13 protein-coding genes are annotated in these 16,767 nt (G+C 65.4%); 6 read left to right on the top strand and 7 right to left on the bottom strand.

Annotated elements, in window-relative coordinates; all coding sequences use genetic code 11:
* The first annotated feature begins 271 nt into the window (after positions 1 to 271).
* The 3 genes from BSIN_RS01580 to BSIN_RS01570 all read left to right on the top strand — a co-directional run bounded on the left by BSIN_RS01580 (position 272) and on the right by BSIN_RS01570 (position 3,690).
* A complete protein-coding gene (locus BSIN_RS01580; protein ID WP_173678603.1) occupies positions 272 to 1,870 on the top strand; it encodes a gamma-glutamyltransferase family protein in 1,599 nt (532 codons plus the stop codon).
* A gap of 434 nt (positions 1,871 to 2,304) precedes the next feature.
* Positions 2,305 to 3,132: a ferritin-like domain-containing protein gene (locus BSIN_RS01575; protein WP_059519622.1), complete on the top strand. Its 828-nt coding sequence runs from the start codon at positions 2,305 to 2,307 to the stop codon at positions 3,130 to 3,132.
* A 54-nt stretch (positions 3,133 to 3,186) separates the two neighbouring features.
* Positions 3,187 to 3,690: a hypothetical protein gene (locus BSIN_RS01570; RefSeq protein ID WP_089339292.1), complete on the top strand. Its 504-nt coding sequence runs from the start codon at positions 3,187 to 3,189 to the stop codon at positions 3,688 to 3,690.
* A 167-nt stretch (positions 3,691 to 3,857) separates the two neighbouring features.
* Here BSIN_RS01570 and BSIN_RS01565 read toward each other — a convergent pair whose 3' ends face one another.
* The 3 genes from BSIN_RS01565 to BSIN_RS01555 all read right to left on the bottom strand — a co-directional run bounded on the left by BSIN_RS01565 (position 3,858) and on the right by BSIN_RS01555 (position 7,504).
* Complete coding sequence (locus BSIN_RS01565; RefSeq protein WP_089339291.1) at positions 3,858 to 5,297, bottom strand: DEAD/DEAH box helicase; 1,440 nt, start codon at positions 5,295 to 5,297, stop codon at positions 3,858 to 3,860.
* Positions 5,298 to 5,424: 127 nt separating this feature from the next.
* Positions 5,425 to 6,723 carry a c-type cytochrome gene (locus tag BSIN_RS01560; protein ID WP_059519625.1) on the bottom strand — a complete coding sequence of 433 codons (1,299 nt, stop codon included), beginning with the start codon at positions 6,721 to 6,723 and terminating at the stop codon, positions 5,425 to 5,427.
* A gap of 19 nt (positions 6,724 to 6,742) precedes the next feature.
* On the bottom strand, positions 6,743 to 7,504 hold the full coding sequence (locus BSIN_RS01555; protein WP_059519626.1) for a c-type cytochrome: 762 nt from the start codon (positions 7,502 to 7,504) through the stop codon (positions 6,743 to 6,745).
* Between the two features lie 412 nt (positions 7,505 to 7,916).
* Between BSIN_RS01555 and BSIN_RS01545 the strand changes: the two genes are divergently transcribed.
* Complete coding sequence (locus BSIN_RS01545; protein ID WP_059519627.1) at positions 7,917 to 8,843, top strand: CopD family protein; 927 nt, start codon at positions 7,917 to 7,919, stop codon at positions 8,841 to 8,843.
* Positions 8,844 to 8,981: 138 nt separating this feature from the next.
* Here the strand turns inward: BSIN_RS01545 and dgoD are convergent, their stop codons facing one another.
* Positions 8,982 to 10,130: a galactonate dehydratase gene (dgoD, locus tag BSIN_RS01540; protein ID WP_089339290.1), complete on the bottom strand. Its 1,149-nt coding sequence runs from the start codon at positions 10,128 to 10,130 to the stop codon at positions 8,982 to 8,984.
* A 565-nt stretch (positions 10,131 to 10,695) separates the two neighbouring features.
* On the opposite strand from dgoD, the gene BSIN_RS01535 reads away from it, so the two are divergent.
* Positions 10,696 to 11,310, top strand: coding sequence for a heme-binding beta-barrel domain-containing protein (locus tag BSIN_RS01535; RefSeq protein ID WP_069235334.1), 615 nt, complete (start codon positions 10,696 to 10,698; stop codon positions 11,308 to 11,310).
* A 518-nt stretch (positions 11,311 to 11,828) separates the two neighbouring features.
* Positions 11,829 to 12,176, top strand: coding sequence for a GFA family protein (locus BSIN_RS01530; RefSeq protein WP_089339289.1), 348 nt, complete (start codon positions 11,829 to 11,831; stop codon positions 12,174 to 12,176).
* A 220-nt stretch (positions 12,177 to 12,396) separates the two neighbouring features.
* Here the strand turns inward: BSIN_RS01530 and BSIN_RS01525 are convergent, their stop codons facing one another.
* From BSIN_RS01525 to BSIN_RS01515, 3 genes are read right to left on the bottom strand one after another with little or no spacing between them, the layout of a single operon-like run.
* The gene (locus tag BSIN_RS01525) at positions 12,397 to 13,965 is read right to left on the bottom strand and encodes an efflux transporter outer membrane subunit (protein WP_089339288.1); all 1,569 of its coding nucleotides are present in this window, start codon (positions 13,963 to 13,965) and stop codon (positions 12,397 to 12,399) included.
* Between the two features lie 14 nt (positions 13,966 to 13,979).
* Positions 13,980 to 15,566: an MDR family MFS transporter gene (locus BSIN_RS01520; RefSeq protein WP_089339287.1), complete on the bottom strand. Its 1,587-nt coding sequence runs from the start codon at positions 15,564 to 15,566 to the stop codon at positions 13,980 to 13,982.
* The gene (locus BSIN_RS01515) at positions 15,559 to 16,686 is read right to left on the bottom strand and encodes an HlyD family secretion protein (RefSeq protein ID WP_089339286.1); all 1,128 of its coding nucleotides are present in this window, start codon (positions 16,684 to 16,686) and stop codon (positions 15,559 to 15,561) included. The genes BSIN_RS01520 and BSIN_RS01515 overlap by 8 nt, the downstream gene beginning before the upstream one ends.
* Between the last annotated feature and the right edge of the window lie 81 nt (positions 16,687 to 16,767).

The following is a 16,767-nucleotide window of genomic DNA, read 5'->3' as shown; positions in this document are numbered from 1 at the left end:
CCCCGCATTGTAAGGCGTGTTTGCGCGTATTCATGCTATTTGCGCATGGATTTATGTGACAAATGAATTTGTTGGAACGCTGCGTTCGCGATGCAATGACCGATTCCGCTTTGCCATCCGGGTGCCCATCATGAGTTCTTCTCCGAACACGCCGCCTGCGGCCCATCTTCGCGAAGCCGGCGATGCCGGCCGCGCCGGCCAACGGCGGCTCGAGACGCCGCGCGCCGGCGCGACGCCTTTTGTGTGGCGCAATCCGTACCCGACGACGCGTATGCCCGTGTTCGCGCGCAACATCGTATCGACATCGCATCCGCTGGCCGCGCAGGCGGGGCTCAGAATGTTGTGGAAGGGCGGCAACGCGGTTGACGCGGCGCTTGCGGCGGCGGCCGTGCTGACGGTCGTCGAACCGGTGTCGTGCGGGCTTGGCGGCGACGCGTTCGCGCTCGTCTGGGACGGTGTGAAGCTCACCGGGCTCAATGCATCGGGCGTGGCGCCCGCGGGCTGGAGCATCGACTATTTCCGCCAGCGGCACGGCGAAGCGGGCAACGGCCTCGCGCGACAGCCGACGCGCGGCTGGGACACCGTCACGGTGCCCGGCGTGATCGCCGGCTGGGAGGCGTTGTCCGCGAAGTTCGGCTCATTGCCGTTTGCCGATCTGCTCGAGCCGGCGATCGAACTCGCCGAGCGAGGGCATGCGGTCGCGGCGATCGTCGCGCATAAATGGGCAGCGGCGGTGCCCGAACTCGCGGGGCAGCCGGGCTTTGCCGAAACCTTCATGCCGCGCGGGCGCGCTCCTGACGTGAGCGAACTCGTGCGCCTGCCGGGGCACGCGAAGACGCTGCGCACCCTTGCCGCCGAGGGCGCGCGCGCGTTCTACGAAGGCGAAATCGCCGAGACGATCGCCGCATTCTTCCGCGAAGGCGGCGGCGCGCTGACGGCCGCCGATCTGCGCGCGTACCGGCCCGAATGGGTCGAGCCGATTGGCCGCGATTACCTCGGCTACACGGTGCATGAAATTCCGCCGAACGGGCAGGGGATCGCCGCGCTGATCGCGCTCGGCATTGCCGAGCGCTTCGATCTCGCGAGCCTGCCGCTCGATTCCGCCGATGCGCAGCACGTGCAGATCGAAGCGATGAAGCTCGCGTTCGCCGACCTCTACCGCTATGTTGCCGATCCGCGCGCGATGACGGTCACGCCCGCGCAGATGCTCGACGACGCGTACCTGGACGCGCGCGCGAAACTGATCGACATGAAGCGCGCGACGCACTTCCGGTTCGGAATGCCGCGCGCGGGCGGCACGGTCTACCTGTCGGCGGCGGACGAGCGTGGAATGATGGTGAGCTTCATCCAGTCGAACTACATGGGCTTCGGCTCGGGGCTCGTCGTGCCGGGCACGGGCATTGCGTTGCAGAACCGCGGCGTGGGCTTTTCGATGGACCCGGCTTCGCCGAACGTCGTGGCGGGCGGCAAGCGGCCGTTTCACACGATCATTCCCGCGTTCGTCACGCGCGAGGCCAACGGCATGCGCGAGGCGGTGATGAGCTTCGGCGTGATGGGCGGCGACATGCAGCCGCAAGGCCATCTGCAGACGATCGTGCGCATGCTCGGCTATGGCCAGCAGCCGCAGGCCGCGTGCGACGCGCCGCGCTGGAAGGTGAGCCGCACGTTCACGCTGGATGTCGAAGCGACCTTCGAGCCGGCCGTCGCGGCCGAACTGGCGGCCCGCGGCCACACGATCCAGTCGGTCGATGATCCTTATATGGACTTCGGTTCCGGCCAGTTCATCTGGCGGCTCGATCACGACGAGCCGCAGCGCGGCTATGTCGCGGCGAGCGACAGCCGTCGCGACGGTTTGGCGGCGGGGTACTGAGGACGCCAACTAGTCAAGCACATCGGTTCTGGCGGAATAAGCCCGGCCGCGCGAAGCGTAATCCGACCGCCCGGGCCGTTTTGCGCGCGGCTCCGACGCATGCGGCGGCGTTGCCCGTGCGGTTCATCCGCCCGTATCGCGCCCGCCGGCAGCCGCCGGCATTCGCCGCCGGTATGGGGGCACACGAAACGAAATGGCGCGTGGATTTATCCCGTGCCTTTCGAATTCCTCACATCGGATAACGGATTCTAATATTGCGTGATAATCGAACCGATGCTGCCGGTCGCGGTCATTGCTTCAAGACACGATCGAAAAAATCCGGCTAAGATGGCCGAATATGCCGAACAACCGATTGCAACGCGCCGCCTCCGGCGGGAAGCCGCGCGCAGCGTGGCTTTCATGATGGACGCGGGCGGTGCTTGGGAGCGCGAAACATGTTGGCTGACACCACGCACGAGATGCCTTGGCGCATCGAAGACATCGACCTGACGCGTATCGACCGTCAACGCGCGGTAGCGAACGAGGATTTGTTGCTGTTGCTGTGCGCTGCTTCGTTCATCGAAAGCGGCTCCGATCTGTACACGAGCAACCTGAGCCAGTTCTTCGACGACGATCCCGAAGTGTCCGCATGGCTCAACCATGAATGGGAGTGCGAGGAGCTGCAGCACGGCCGTGCGCTGAAGGCTTATATCGCCTACGTGTGGCCGGAGTTCGACTGGGATCTGGCGTTTGCGAATTTCTTCGACGAGTATTCGAAAACCTGCTCGCTCGAGGCGTTCGAGAAGACGCGTGCGCTCGAGATGGTCGCGCGCTGCGTCGTCGAGACGGGCACCGCGACGTTGTATCGCGCGATCAACGAATGCTCGGACGAGCCCGTGCTCAAGGAAATCACCGATAACATCCGCACCGACGAAGTGCGCCACTACAAGCACTTCTTCCGCTATTTCAAGAAGTACAACAAGATCGAGGGCAACGGCCGGCTCGCGGTGCTCGGCGCATTGACGCGGCGTGTGCTGGAGATCCGCAACGAGGATTCGGAAATTGCGTTGCGGCACGTATTCGCGGTCCGCTATCCGGATCGCGCGAGCGATTCCGCCCATTGCCGCGCGCTCACGGCGCGCGTGAGCGCGCTGGTGCGGCGTAATCTGTCCGCCGACATGTGCGTGAAGATGCTGCTCAAGCCGCTCGATTTGCCCGCGAAGATCCAGCCGAGCGTTCACTATCCGCTCGCGAAACTCACGCAACACGTGTTCTTTCGTTGATTTGATCGCGCGCGCAGGATAGGCGCGCGGAACCGTGTCGCAGGAAAAGCATCGATGACCGATCCGGACAGGCGCGCGTTCGAGCGTGCCGCCTATGACGCGTGGCCAGCCGCCGCGCTCGCGCTGCTCGACGGCGAAGCGCTCGCGAGCAAGGCGGGCTGGACGGCCGCGCTTGTGGTCGTTGATCGCGGCGTCGACCCGCCGCAGCCGCGCACGACGCTGCTGAGCGCGGGCGAGCTTTATGCGCCCGACGCGCATACGCTGCGCTTTTCGTTATGGCCGGATTCGCGCACCGCGCGTGCGCTCATTGCATACCGCGCCGCGACGCTCGCATTCGTCGCCGGCCACGCGTTCCATCAAGCGCAATTGCGTATCGACTCGATCGACTCGACCGTCGATGGCCTCGCGCGCTTCGCCGCGACGCTCGCCGGCGGCGAAGCGCAGCGCGTCGGCTATGCGCGCGTGGTCTCGGGCATCACGTTCGAACTTGCCGCCGACGCCCCCGATGTGCTGGCCCGCTGGGCGCGGCAAATCGAGCAATTGAAGCGCGGCGGTTGAAGCGCGGCGATGAAGCGTGAAGCGCCCGGCAATGTGTGCGAACAAGCGCTTGCCGAGCGGGTGCTGCCGCAATGGCGCGTTTCGCCGGTTTCGTGCGTTGCGCCGCGCCGAGCTATCGCGCGATTACGCGGCTGCTCGGCGCGGTCGTTCGGCATCGGCATGGCCGATCAGCGTGCGCGCTGGCTTCGGCGCGCAGGACGGTCGCGATTCGCGGGCGCGTTGTTGCCGCTGGACGGACGGCCATTGCCGCCGCCGTTGCGCGCCGGCGGCTGGGGTTTGGCCGACTTGGGTTGCGCGGACTTCGGCTGCTTCGGTTGCGTATTGCCGTCGCGCCGCGCGGTGCTCTGAGAGCCAGCCGGCTTAGGCTCGCGCGCGGCGCGCGGCGCGCGATTGCCGTCGCCTGCCGCACCTTCCCGGCCGCCGCCCCGTTGCCCGCGCCGCTGAATCGGCTCCGGTTTTGCGTTTGGATCGGGCTCGAAGCCCGCAATCACCTGCTGCGGAATTTCGCGCTTGATGAGCCGCTCGATGTCGCGCAGCAATTGCTTCTCGTCGACACATACGAGTGACACCGCCTCGCCGTTCGCGCCGGCGCGGCCCGTGCGGCCGATCCGGTGCACGTAGTCCTCGGGCACGTTCGGCAGGTCGAAATTGACGACGTGGGGCAGTTGATCGATGTCGATCCCGCGCGCGGCGATATCGGTCGCCACGAGCACCTGCAGCGTATTGCTCTTGAATTCGGCAAGCGCGCGCGTGCGCGCCGATTGGCTCTTGTTGCCGTGGATCGCCATCGCGCTGATGCCGTCCTTCGTCAATTGTTCGGCGAGCCGGTTCGCGCCGTGCTTGGTGCGCGTGAACACGAGCACCTGGAACCAGTTGTGCTCGCGGATCAGGTGCGTGAGAAGTTCGCGCTTGCGGTCGCGATCGACCGGATGGATCTTCTGCGCGACCGTCTCCGCCGTCGTATTGCGCCGCGCGACCTCGATCAGCGCGGGGGAATCGAGCAGGTTGTCCGCGAGCGACTTGATCTCGTCGGAAAACGTCGCCGAGAACAGCAGGTTCTGGCGTTTTGCCGGCAGCTTCGCGAGTACGCGCTTGATATCGTGGATGAAACCCATGTCGAGCATCCGGTCGGCTTCGTCGAGCACGAGGATGTCGAGCTTGGACACGTCGATCGTTTTTTGCTGCATATGATCGAGCAGACGCCCTGGCGTCGCGACGACGATGTCGACGCCACGTTTGAGCGCATCGATTTGCGGATTGATGCTGACACCGCCGAACATCACGGTCGAGCGCAGCCGCAGGTACTTGCTGTACGCGCGCACGCTTTCCTCGACTTGTGCGGCAAGCTCGCGCGTCGGCGTCAGGATCAGCGCGCGCACCGCGCGCTGCGCGCTGCGGTTATCGGTGTAGAACGCGTGCAGGCGTTGCAGGATCGGCAGCGTGAAGCCGGCGGTCTTGCCGGTGCCGGTTTGCGCGCCGGCAAGCAGGTCGCCGCCGCCGAGCACGGCGGGAATGGCTTGGGCTTGGATCGGTGTGGGCTGCGTATAGCCCAGTTCGTTGACAGCCCGCACGAGCGGTTCGGCCAGGCCGAGAGAGGCGAAAGACATAAAGACTCTTGATTATTGGAAGGGCGGCGTCTTCGCACGGCCCGCGCGAAAAGGCGGACGTCGCCGAAAAAACAAAGGGCGCGGCCGCGGTTTCCCGCTGCCGCGCCCCGTTTGCGTCAAACTCCGCTTAATCCAGCGGCGCGGAACGCAGGTCGCTCACTTGTTGCGGCGAAACCGGCGAACCGTTGTTGCCCCAAGACATCCGGATATACGTGACGACAGCCGCGACTTCCTGGTTCGACAGCGACTGCGCGAACGGCGGCATGCCGTATGGACGGGGATTCTTGAACGTGCTCGGCGGATAGCCGCCGTTGAGCACCATGCGGATCGGATTGACGGCCGATTCCATCATGATAGAACGGTTCTGCGCGAGCGGCGGATACGCGGTCGGCTTGCCTTCGCCGTTCGCGCCATGGCAGGTCGCGCAGTTGTCCGCGTAGATCTTCTTGCCTTGCGCGAGCAACTCGTTGCCGAACTGCTTCGACGGCTCGTACTGCATGTTCTTCGGCGCCTCGGCCTTTTGCGGGATCGACTTCAGGTAAGTCGACATCGCGCGGGTGTCCTCGTCCGTCATGTACTGCAGGCTGTTGTGCACGACGTCCGCCATCGGGCCGAACACGGCGCCCTTGTTGGACACGCCTGCTTGCAGCAGATCGGACAGTTCCTGGACGTGCCAGTCGCCGAGGCCGAGTTCCTTGTCGTTCGTCAGCGACGGCGCATACCAGTTCTGCAGCGGGATCAGGCCGCCCGCGAACGCCGACGACGAGACCGGGCCGCCCATCATGTTGATCGACGTGTGGCACATCGAGCAATGGCCGAGGCCCTCGACGAGATACGCACCGCGGTTCCATTCGACCGATTTCGTCGGATCCGGCTTGTACTCGCCTTCCTTGAAGAACAGCGTGCGCCAGCCGATCAGCAGATTGCGGTTGTTAAACGGGAACTTCAGCTCGTGCGGACGGCTCGGCACCGCCACCGGCGCGACCGAGCGCAGATACGCGTAGATCGCGTCCGAATCGGCGCGCGTGACCTTCGTGTAGCTCGCGAACGGGAAGCCCGGATAGAGCAGGCTGCCGTCTTTCGAGCGGCCGGTGTGCATCGCGCGGTAGAAATCGTCCGACGTCCACTTGCCGATGCCGTTCTTGTCGTCCGGCGTGATGTTCGGCGTGTACATCGTGCCGAACGGCGTGGCCATCGGCAGGCCGCCTGCGAACGGCTTGCCGCCGCGCACGGTGTGGCACGCGATACAGTCGCCGACGCGCGCGAGGTATTCGCCCTTTTTGATGAGCGCGGCCTGATCGGCGGGCGTGGCCGCGACGGCGGCGTTGCCGTGCAGCGTGTCGTTGCCGGGCCACAGGACCGGCACGAGGGCCGCTGCCGCGACGATCGCGACAGCCGAGAATGCAAACAGGGACTTGCGTTTCATTTAGTCTGTCTCCCTTGCCTTATTGCGGTTCGCTGCCGCAGGCGAGCGGAGTCTTCATCGAACGGGCCGGGGCCGGCACGGGGTTGGCGGGCGCCGGCTGCGCGGCAAGCCACGCGGTCACGGCGGTCACGTCCTCGTCGGACAGCTTGCTCGCGACCTCGTGCATGCAATCGGGCGCTTTCGCATGGCGGGTGCCCGAGCGCCATGCGCCGATTTGCGCGCTCAGATAATCGCTGTGCAGGCCGACGAGACCCGGGATCGCGGGCTGCATGCCGGTCAGCGCGGTGCCGTGGCATGCGACGCACGCGGGCAGCTTCTTCGACGGATCGCCGCGCAGCGCGAGCTGCTTGCCGCGCTCGACGACGGCCGCGGGCACGGTGGGTTTTGCCGGCGCCGGATACGGCGGACGTTGCTCCGAGAAGTGCTGGGCGATCTCGCGCAGGTAATCGTCGTTCAGATACGTGAGCAGGTAATTCATCGGCGGATACTTGCGGCGACCGTCGCGGAAGTTCACGAGCTGGTTGTACAAGTATTCAGCCGGCTTGCCTGCCAGACGCGGGAAGTAGTCGTTGTCGGTGCCCTGGCCCTGGGTGCCGTGGCAGGCCGTACAGCCGCGCACGCGCTCGGCCATCGTATCGGGCGCCTTCAACGGCGCCTTCGCGGCGGCTGGCTCGGTGGGCTTGGTTTGCGCGTGCGCAGTGCTCAGCAGGCCCGCTGCGCCCGTCAGCAAGACGGCGAACAGCGGACGGAAAAGGCGTCTAGAAGACACACGGGACTCCATTGTTATTCGTCGGGGACCTGACCGGGCTCCGATCGGCTCGGCATGACGGCAAGAAGCAAATGATGGCAGGCAGCCGGGCTGCTGCGACGCGGCATTCTATCATCGATGGTTAATGGCGGCTATTTGACGCACAGTCGGTGAATCAATCCCGTGGCCCGGTTGCGACAATTTGCCGCGCGAATGGCGGCCCGGACGGCCGCAAGCTGCGCAGCCGCGTGCAATGCCCGTACACTCGGGGGCGACGCTCGGACAGCCGGTCCGGGCGCCGCCGGTTTTTTCTCTGATGCGAGTCGATGAAGTCTTCTTTTTCTTGTTTTTCGGAATTTTCCGCGCAAATTCCTCATTTCCATCATTTTTCAGACGTGATCCTTGAGCAGGCGGCGTCGCGCGCGAGCGGCGCGGGCGGTGTGCGATGAAGCTCGACAGTCTGTGGTTGGGTCAGGCGGCGCTTGCCGCGCTCGGCGACGTTGCGTTCGCAGTTGCCGTCGGGTCCGCGCTGATTGGTATGTGGCTGGCTCAAGACGGCGCGACGAAGGTCACCGCGCCGTCGCATCCCGCGTGGCGGCAGGCGCTGCGGTCGCTGGCCGTCGCTGCCGTGGTGCTGGTGCTTGCCGATGCGGGCTGGCTCGTCTATCAGGCCGCGTCGATGAGCGGCACGGGCCTGGCCGGCGCGTTCGGCGCGATTCCTGCCGTGCTCGCGCAGACTCACGTCGGCTGGGCGTGGAGCGTCGCGTGTGGCGGCGCGATGCTGTTCGCGGTCGCCGCGTTCGTGCGTCCGGGCGGCTCGCTCGCGGGCGCGCTGTACGGGCTCGCGGCGCTGATCGTCGCGGCCGGCAAGGCTTCGTTGGGACACGCTGCCGATTCGGGCGTGTTTTCGGCGGCGATCGGCGTGCAAATCGTGCATATAGCCGCGACGGCGGTGTGGGGCGGCCTCGTGATCGCGGGCGGCATGGCGGTGTTGCCGGCCATGCGCGCGTCGGTCGCGCGCGGCGCGCTGATCCGCATTGCGCAACGGCTGTCTGGCGCGTCGGCGGGGGCGTTCGCGTTCGTGCTCGTCACCGGCTTGCTCAACGCGATGCGCGCGACAGACGGTATGTTCGCGTCGATCGACGCGAGCCCGTGGGGGCGCGTTTTGTTGCTGAAGCTCGCGCTCGTCGCGCTCGCCGCCGTGCTCGCGGCGCTGAACCGCTTTTCGGCGCTGCCGCGGTTGCGCCGCACCGCGTCGACCGAGGATGCCCATACATTCAACAATGTGCTGCATCTCGAAGCGGTGACGATGATCGGCGTGTTTATCGCGGCGGCGGTGCTGTCGTCGACGGCGCCCATCGCGGCAGGGTGACGGCGCGGCGTGTGGTGGTGCGATCGTAGCCCGCGGCGCCCGGTGAGGCGCCACGCGGGCGTTCGGCGCGCACGGGCCAAGCGATCCGGGCACAGCGAAGCGGCGTGACTGGCCCCGCCGCGACGCCGGCCTTAGCGCTCACCATTCCGCGACGCTGCCGTCCGCATGCCGCCAGACCGGGTTGCGCCAGCGATGTCCGGTCTTCGCCATCTCGCGGACTTTTTCCTCGTCGACGTCGATGCCGAGCCCTGGGCCTTGCGGAATCGCGACGAAGCCGTCCGCGTAGCGGAACACGTCCGGGTTGCACAGATAGTCGAGCAGATCGCTGCCCTGGTTGTAGTGGATGCCCAGGCTCTGCTCCTGAATGAATGCGTTGTAGCTGACCGCGTCGAGCTGCAGGCACGCGGCGAGCGCGATCGGTCCGAGCGGGCAGTGCAGCGCGAGCGCGACGTCGTAGCTTTCCGCGAGCGTCGCGATCTTCCGGCATTCGGTGATCCCGCCTGCGTGCGACGCGTCCGGCTGCACGATGTCGACATAGCCGCCCTCAAGGATGTGCTTGAAATCCCAGCGCGAGTAGAGCCGCTCGCCGAGCGCGATCGGCGTGCTGGTCTGGTTCGCGATGTCGCGCAGCGCTTGCGCGTTCTCCGACAGCACGGGCTCCTCGATGAACATCAGCTTGTATGGGTCCAGTTCCTTCGCGAGCACCTTGGCCATCGGCTTGTGCACGCGGCCGTGAAAATCGACGCCGATGCCGACGTATGGCCCCACCGCGTCGCGTACCGCGGCGACGTTTTCGATCACGCGCTCGACCTTGTCGAACGAGTCGATGATCTGCAACTCCTCGGAGCCGTTCATCTTCACCGCCTGGAAGCCGCGCTCGACGACGGCGCGCGCGTTGTTCGCGACGTCGTTCGGGCGGTCGCCGCCGATCCACGAATAGACCTTGATGCGATCGCGCACGGGGCCGCCGAGCAACGCATGGATGGGCGCGCCGTGATGCTTGCCCTTGATGTCCCAAAGCGCCTGGTCGATGCCGGCGATCGCGCTCATCGTGATCGGGCCGCCGCGATAGAAGCCGGCGCGGTACATCACCTGCCAGTGATCTTCGATGCGCAGCGGGTCCTGGCCGATCAGATAGTCGGCCAGCTCGTGCACTGCCGCCTCGACGGTGTGCGCGCGGCCTTCGACGATCGGTTCGCCCCAGCCGGCGATGCCCGCGTCGGTTTCGATCTTCAGAAACAGCCAGCGCGGCGGGACGACGAAGGTTTCGAGGCGGATGATTTTCATCTGGGTGTCTCCTGGTTCTGACGATTTCGCGCGCAACATCGTACATCCGCGGGCGGGATAAGCAGAATCGATCGCGCGGTTGTGCAAATAGTGGTCAGGATGCGGGCGGGGCTCGGGAGGGGCGGCGGCGTAGCGTTGCGGTTCGGCGCGATTGGGGCCGATTTCGGTTGACCGGGATGCAGCCGTTTCTGCGCCGGCGTCATTGCCTGGCTCAATGTGCGCGGAGCATTCATCCAGTTTTTCGCGTTTATGTGTTCGGACCGGTAACCTGCTGTTTGGCGCAATGGCACCGGCGCTTTGATTTTCTTGGTTTATGCGTCAGTACTTTGGAATATTGGCGCAATGATGTTTATATCGCGTGATGAAATCGGCGGGGCCGATGAAACAGCGAGGGGACGATTGCGGAAGGGTGCGAATCAATCATTGGATTCGAAAGGGATTTCGAGCAATTTAAATATATATGCGAATCCTTGATCGTATTATTTCAGGTTGTCTCTGAAAATACTTATCTTGATAATATTATATGATATGCTGTATCCGTCCATGGCGAGAAATGGAGGGGGAAATGTTGAGAAAGTTTATTATTTGTTCAATGATTTTCGCATCGATGACGTCCCATGCAAAAGATACCGTAATCGATGGAATGGATTTTGGGCCGTTGGCGAAGTTGGTTGGAACCTGGAAGACCATAGAGTCCGGTGGCGTCGATGTTGCTCCTGGACAAGCTACCTCGAAAGTGGGCAAGGGGATGCCCTCGGTATCGCCATACTACGAAGTGCTGACGTTCGAGCCGGCCGCTGACGCCACGAATGCGAGCGAGCAATATCTTGTCGCGATGTATTACAAGCAAGAGGTATTTCGGCGATCGGATCGCAAGAAGTTTCACGATCAGCGTGGATATTTGATCTACGATAAGAAAAACCAGATGGTCTACGATGCGTTTTGTATTCCGCGGGCGGTGTGCGTTTTGGCCGAGGGGAAGGCGGGCGAGAAAATGACGCTTAAATCGCATGGTGTGGCTGAATCGCAATTTATGTCGAAAAATGATAAAACGAATGATTTTTTGATTAATATCGACATAACGGGAGACGAATTAAAGTATTCGCAACAGACTGGGTTGCACGTGTACAACAAGCCGTTTACGCACGTCGATTCGAGTACCTTGAGGCGGGTGAAGTAACGGCTTGTCGTGATTTGCCAGCGGCTTTCGGGATTGAGAAGAAATCTACATGCGCCGCTGGCCCCGGGCCCCTTTCCTCATTTTGCTTGGCGTGCAATGTGCTGAGTGCCGGGCATTTGACCCGGCATGCCGGACCCGGGTCGACGGATAGGGCCAATTTCGAACGGTTAAGACATATTGCGCGCTCGCGGATTCGGTCCATGAAGGCAGGCTCGAGATACCGTGCGATGGTCTGGGAGACCGTGGATCAATTTTCCAGGATAGAAGGGCTGGCGCTATTTGGCCGACCCTGTCACGGCAGGCCGCGATCGCCGCTCGGGGTTTATGCTTGCCGACGCGCCGACGCGCCGACGCGCCGACGCGCCGACGCGCCGACGCGCCGACCCGCCGACCCGCCGCTACGGCAGCTCCCCAATTGCGTGCCGCCATCGGCTGAGCTACCGTGATCGCGCGCTCGGCAACCGGCCCCAGAGCCGGCTCGACGCCTATCCGATTCAGTCCTGGTCAAGGAGGCGGTCATGCTATATACCGGCAGTTGCCATTGCGGCAATGTGAAGTTCGAGGTCGAAGGCGAAATCGGCGGAGCGCTCGCATGCAATTGCTCGCTCTGTTCGCGCAAGGGTGCGCTGATGTGGTTCGTGCCGCGTGCCAGCTTGCGGCTGCTCATGCCGCAGGAGCGCATGAGCACCTATACGTTCAATCGGCATGTGATCAAGCACCACTTCTGCGCGGTGTGCGGCATTCATCCGTTTGGCGAAGGCGTCGATCCGAAGGGCAACCCAATGGCGGCGATCAATCTGCGATGCGTCGAAGGTATCGATCTCGACGCGGTTACCGTCCAGCATTACGACGGCCGGTCGCAGTGACGCGGCGTGCGGCCGCCGGTTTTCCGGTGCGACTCGCCGGGCGGCTTGGCGCCCGGTTATGCATCGCTTCTTTTGTGGCGGTGCGCTGCGCTCAGTCGCCCGTGCGCGGAAATCGGCGGTCCGCGATGGATCGAGCGCAGCGCGAGCGGACCTTCGCTTCGGCTGCATTCGCGTAACGCGGGCGGGCGCGCAAGCCGAGACCGTCATCGCCGTCAGGGTTTCAATTCGGGCTCGTAACCGAACCCACCGTCTGACCTACAACCGCACTCGCAACCGGGCTCGCGGCCGTACTCACCGTCGGGCTCACAGCCGGCTGCCAGCCAAGCCCGAGGCTTTTTTGCAGCGATACGTAGTCCTTCAGCAATTCCGCGTGGCCTGCGATCACGTTCTGCTGCGCGCTGAATTCCTCGCGCTGCGTGTCGAGCAGATCGATCAGCGTGGATACGCCCGCCGCATAGCGCTGACGCATCAGCGCCGCCGAATGGCTCGCCGACGTTTCGACCTTGCGCAGCGTAACGACGTGCTCGCGTTGATGGCCGTAACGTGACAGCGCGGCATTCGCGTCCTGCAGCGCGGCAAGCACGGTCTTTTGATAACGTGCGTCGGCCTCGTCGCGCGACGCCTCGGCCGCGCGCACCGCGCCTTGGGTGCGGCCGAAGTCGAGCACGTTCCATTGCAGATACGGTACGCCCATCCAACTGAAGTTTTGCTGGCGAAACAGATGGCCGGGCGCGCTCGCGGAAAAGCCGAGATTGCCCATCAGCGTGAGCTTCGGAAAGTAGTCGGCGATACGCTCGCCGATTTGCGCGTTGCTCGACGCGAGCCGGCGCTCGGCCGCGCGGATATCGGGGCGGCGCGCGAGCAGCGCGGCCGGCTCGCCGATCGGCACCGACGCCGGCAACCCGGGCAGCGGCGCGGGCTTGGACAACGCGGCGTCGAGCGCGCCGGGCGCGCGGCCTGTCAGCACCGCGAGGCGGTCGAGCGATTCGCTTACTTGCGCGTCGAGCGGAATCAGCGTCGCGCGGGTGTTTTCCACTTGGGTCGTGAGCCGCTCGACGTCGGCGTCAGCGGCTACGCCGCGCGCGCGGCGCTGCAGCGTGAGATCGAGCATCTTTTGCTGGATGTCGGCCGTGCGTTGCGACAGCGCGAGGCGCTGCTGCTCGTCGCGCAGATCGATATACGCTTGCGCGACCTCGGCGGCAAGCGACACCTGCGTATCGGCGAGATCGGCCTCGACCGCGTCCGCCTGGGCCGACGCGGCCTCGGTCGCCCGCCGCGTGCCGCCGAACAGATCGATTTCCCAGGTCGCATCGAAGCCTGCCGTGTAGAGCTGCAGCGGGCCGGTGCCGGCCATCGCGGCCGGCATCGCTGCGTTTTGCGCCGCGCCCGCGGGCAAGCCGATCACGCTGGCATCGGGCGCGCGCATGCGCAGCGCGGCGGCATCGGCGGACGCCTTGGGCAGCGCCGCGGCGCGTTGTCGGGTGAGTTGCGCGCGCGCCTCGCGCAGCCGCGCTTGCGCGGCGTGCAGATCCGGGTTGTGCGCGAGCGCCGCGTCGATCAGGTCGTTCAGATATGTATCGCCGAGCGCGAGCCACCATCGGCTCGGCTCGGGCGTGACGCTTGCGACGCCTGCCGCCGGTGCGCGTACGAACGTCCGCGCGTGCTGCACGCCGTCGGGCGCGCTCGGCGCGCCGCGGTAATCGGGGCCGACCGTGCAGCCGGCAAGCGCGCACGCGGCGAGTGCGGCAAGCGCGGCGCACCCGGTGCGGGAAAAGCGAGGAGCAATCATGGTGAATCGATTCGTCAGTGGCCTGCGGACGGCGCGTTCTGCTGCCTCGCGGGCGTCCTGAGCAGGAGCGCGAGCGGCACGCATGCGAGCAGCGCCAGCCCGAGCAGATAGAAGGTTTCCGAGTAGGTCATCACGACCGCCTGCTGCTGGATCTGCAGCGCGAGCTGGCCGAGCGCACGCATCTTCGCGTAGGCGAGATCGCCTGTCTGAGCGAACCAGCCGGCCGCGTTCGCGGCAAGCCGCTCCTGGCCGAGCGCCGAGTTCGCGCTCAGCGATTCGCGGATTCTCGCGGCGTGAAACGTCGTGCGCCGATCGATCACGGTGCCGATGATCGCGAGCCCGATCGAGCCGCCGAGATTGCGCGCCATGTTGTAGAGGCCCGCCGCGTCGCCCGAATCCTCGCGCGCGACGGCTGCCATCGACGCCTGGTTGAGCGGCATCATCGCGAGCATCTGCGCGACGCCGCGGATGAGCTGCGACCAGACGAAGTCGTGGCCGACGCTTTGCGCGGTGAGGTCGATGTCGAGCATGCAGCTTGCGAAGAACAGCAGCAGCCCGCCGATCACGAGCACGCGGAAATCGACCTTGCCGAGCAGGCGCGGCAGGATCGGCATCACGAGGAACGCGGGTAACCCAGACAGCAGCATGATCGCGCCGGATTGCTGCGCGTTGTAGCCGGCGACGATGCTCAGGAACTGCGGCAGCAGGTACGACACGCCGTAGAGCGCCGCGCCGACCGCCGACACGATGACGATCACGCTCGCGTAGCGCGGATTGCGCATCAGCGAGAGCCGCATGATTGGCCGCTTCGCGGTGAGCTGCGACAGCGCGATCAGCAGCATGCCGAACGCGGAGATGCAACTGAGCGTGACGATCATCTGCGATTCGAACCAGCGCTCGCGCTGACCTTCCTCGAGCACGACGGTCAGCGTGCTCAGGCCGATCGCGAGCCCGGCGATGCCGAGCCAGTCGGCGTTGACGAACGCGTGCCACTGCGGCCGATCCGATGGCAGCCCGACGAGCAGCAGCGTCATCAGCAAGATGCAGACCGGCAGATTGATGAAGAAGCACCAGCTCCAGCTCACGTTTTCCGCGAGCCAGCCGCCGAGCACCGGCCCGAACAGCGGGCCGAGCAGCACGATGAGGCCGAACAGCGTCATGCCCACCGGCAATTGCGAGACCGGCAGCCGCGTGCGGATGATGGTTTGCGCGGTCGGGATCAGCGCGCCGCCCGTGAAGCCCTGGCCGATGCGTCCGGCGATCATCATCGCGAGCGTGCCCGACCAGCCGCACATCATCGAGAACGCGATGAAGAGCGCCGCGTTCGCGAGCAGGAAGTTGCGCAGCCCGAACACGCGCGTCAACCACGCGGCAAGTGGAATCATCACGATTTCCGACATCAGGTAGCCGGTGGAGATCCACGTGCCTTCGGTGCCGGTCGCGCCGATCTCGCCCTGGATCTGCGGCAGCGCCGAGTTCGTGATCGAGATGTCGAGCGTTGCCATCAGCGCGCCGAGCGCGCCTGCGGCAACCGCGATCCAATCGGTCGCGCTCGCGCGCTCGGGGTGCGGCGGCATGGCCGCGGTGTTCGCATCAGCCATGACGTTTCGCCGTATCGTCGCCCGGGTTCGAGCGCGTGTCGACGTCGACGGTGACGGACAGACCCGGCACGAGCACGTCGCGCGCATCGCGATCGGCATCGACGCGGATGCGCACGGGCACGCGCTGGACGATCTTCGTGAAATTGCCGGTCGCGTTCTCGGGCGGCAGCAGCGCGAACTGGGAGCCGGTGCCGGGCGCGAAGCTGTCGACGACGCCGTGCAGCTTGCGCCCGGGCAGCGCATCGATGCTCAGCGCGACCGGCTGGCCCGCGCGCATCCGGCCGATTTGCGTTTCCTTGAAGTTCGCGACCAGGTAGGTGTCCTGCACCGGCACGACGGTCAGCAGACGCGTGCCGGGCTGCACGTATTGGCCGACGCGCACCGTGCGGTCGCCGACGCGCCCCGCGAACGCGCTCTTGACGATCGTGTTGTCCAGATCGAGGCGCGCCTGTGCGGCGTTTGCCTCGGCGGCCTCCAACTGCGCGCGCGCCTGCGCGAGCTGCGCGCCCGTCGATGCGATTTGCGAGCGCGCGGCGGCGAGCGCCGCGGTATTCGCGGCGAGCGTCGCCTGCGCCTGGTCGCGTGTGCTCTTCAAATCGGCGAGACGCTCGGCGGTTTCGGCGCCCGTCGACACGAGGGGCGCATAACGCGCGACCTCGTCGCTCGCATGGCGCGCGCTGACCTGCGCGAGCCGCCGTTGCGCATCCGCCTGCGCGATGTTCGCCTGCTGTTGCCGGATCTCGGCTTCGGCGCGCGCGATGTCGGCGCGGCGCGCGTCGACGGTCGCGAGCGCCTGGTCGAGCGACACCCGGTACTGGCGCACGTCGAGGCGCACGAGAGGGTCTCCCGCATGCACTGGCTGGTTGTCGCGCACATAGACGTCGGTCACGTAGCCCGACACCTTGGGCGCGATCACGACGCTGTCCGCTTGCAGGTACGCATCGTTGGTGCTTTCGATGAAGCGGCCGACGCTCCACCAGCGCGCGAGCCATATCGCGCCCGCGATCGCGGCGATCACGCCCAGCACGATCCCGATCGTGCGTTTCGACGGCCGGCGCGCGGGCGCCGCCGCGTCTTCCTGGCGATTTCCTTTCGGCGGATTGCCTGCTGCTGTCGACATCTTGACTGTCCGATTCCGTTCAATTTATTCCAGGCGGAAGAATTATTCCACTTGATAAAAATAAGTCAAGTAGAATGCGCA

The organism is Burkholderia singularis, assembly GCF_900176645.1.
GTDB classification, from domain to species: Bacteria; Pseudomonadota; Gammaproteobacteria; order Burkholderiales; family Burkholderiaceae; genus Burkholderia; species Burkholderia singularis.
The sequence above is the reverse complement of the archived record's forward strand: the minus strand, read 5'-3'. Positions and strand labels throughout refer to the sequence as shown.

What these genes read in the sequence shown, in the direction of transcription:
- BSIN_RS01565 (WP_089339291.1), bottom strand. Translation starts at nt 5,297, where the DNA reads ATGTCTTTCGCCTCTCTCGGCCTGGCCGAACCGCTCGTGCGGGCTGTC.
- BSIN_RS01530 (WP_089339289.1), top strand. Translation starts at nt 11,829, where the DNA reads ATGCTATATACCGGCAGTTGCCATTGCGGCAATGTGAAGTTCGAGGTC.
- BSIN_RS01535 (WP_069235334.1), top strand. Translation starts at nt 10,696, where the DNA reads ATGTTGAGAAAGTTTATTATTTGTTCAATGATTTTCGCATCGATGACG.
- BSIN_RS01520 (WP_089339287.1), bottom strand. Translation starts at nt 15,566, where the DNA reads ATGGCTGATGCGAACACCGCGGCCATGCCGCCGCACCCCGAGCGCGCG.
- dgoD (WP_089339290.1), bottom strand. Translation starts at nt 10,130, where the DNA reads ATGAAAATCATCCGCCTCGAAACCTTCGTCGTCCCGCCGCGCTGGCTG.
- BSIN_RS01555 (WP_059519626.1), bottom strand. Translation starts at nt 7,504, where the DNA reads ATGGAGTCCCGTGTGTCTTCTAGACGCCTTTTCCGTCCGCTGTTCGCC.
- BSIN_RS01525 (WP_089339288.1), bottom strand. Translation starts at nt 13,965, where the DNA reads ATGATTGCTCCTCGCTTTTCCCGCACCGGGTGCGCCGCGCTTGCCGCA.
- BSIN_RS01575 (WP_059519622.1), top strand. Translation starts at nt 2,305, where the DNA reads ATGTTGGCTGACACCACGCACGAGATGCCTTGGCGCATCGAAGACATC.
- BSIN_RS01560 (WP_059519625.1), bottom strand. Translation starts at nt 6,723, where the DNA reads ATGAAACGCAAGTCCCTGTTTGCATTCTCGGCTGTCGCGATCGTCGCG.
- BSIN_RS01580 (WP_173678603.1), top strand. Translation starts at nt 272, where the DNA reads ATGCCCGTGTTCGCGCGCAACATCGTATCGACATCGCATCCGCTGGCC.
- BSIN_RS01545 (WP_059519627.1), top strand. Translation starts at nt 7,917, where the DNA reads ATGAAGCTCGACAGTCTGTGGTTGGGTCAGGCGGCGCTTGCCGCGCTC.
- BSIN_RS01515 (WP_089339286.1), bottom strand. Translation starts at nt 16,686, where the DNA reads ATGTCGACAGCAGCAGGCAATCCGCCGAAAGGAAATCGCCAGGAAGAC.
- BSIN_RS01570 (WP_089339292.1), top strand. Translation starts at nt 3,187, where the DNA reads ATGACCGATCCGGACAGGCGCGCGTTCGAGCGTGCCGCCTATGACGCG.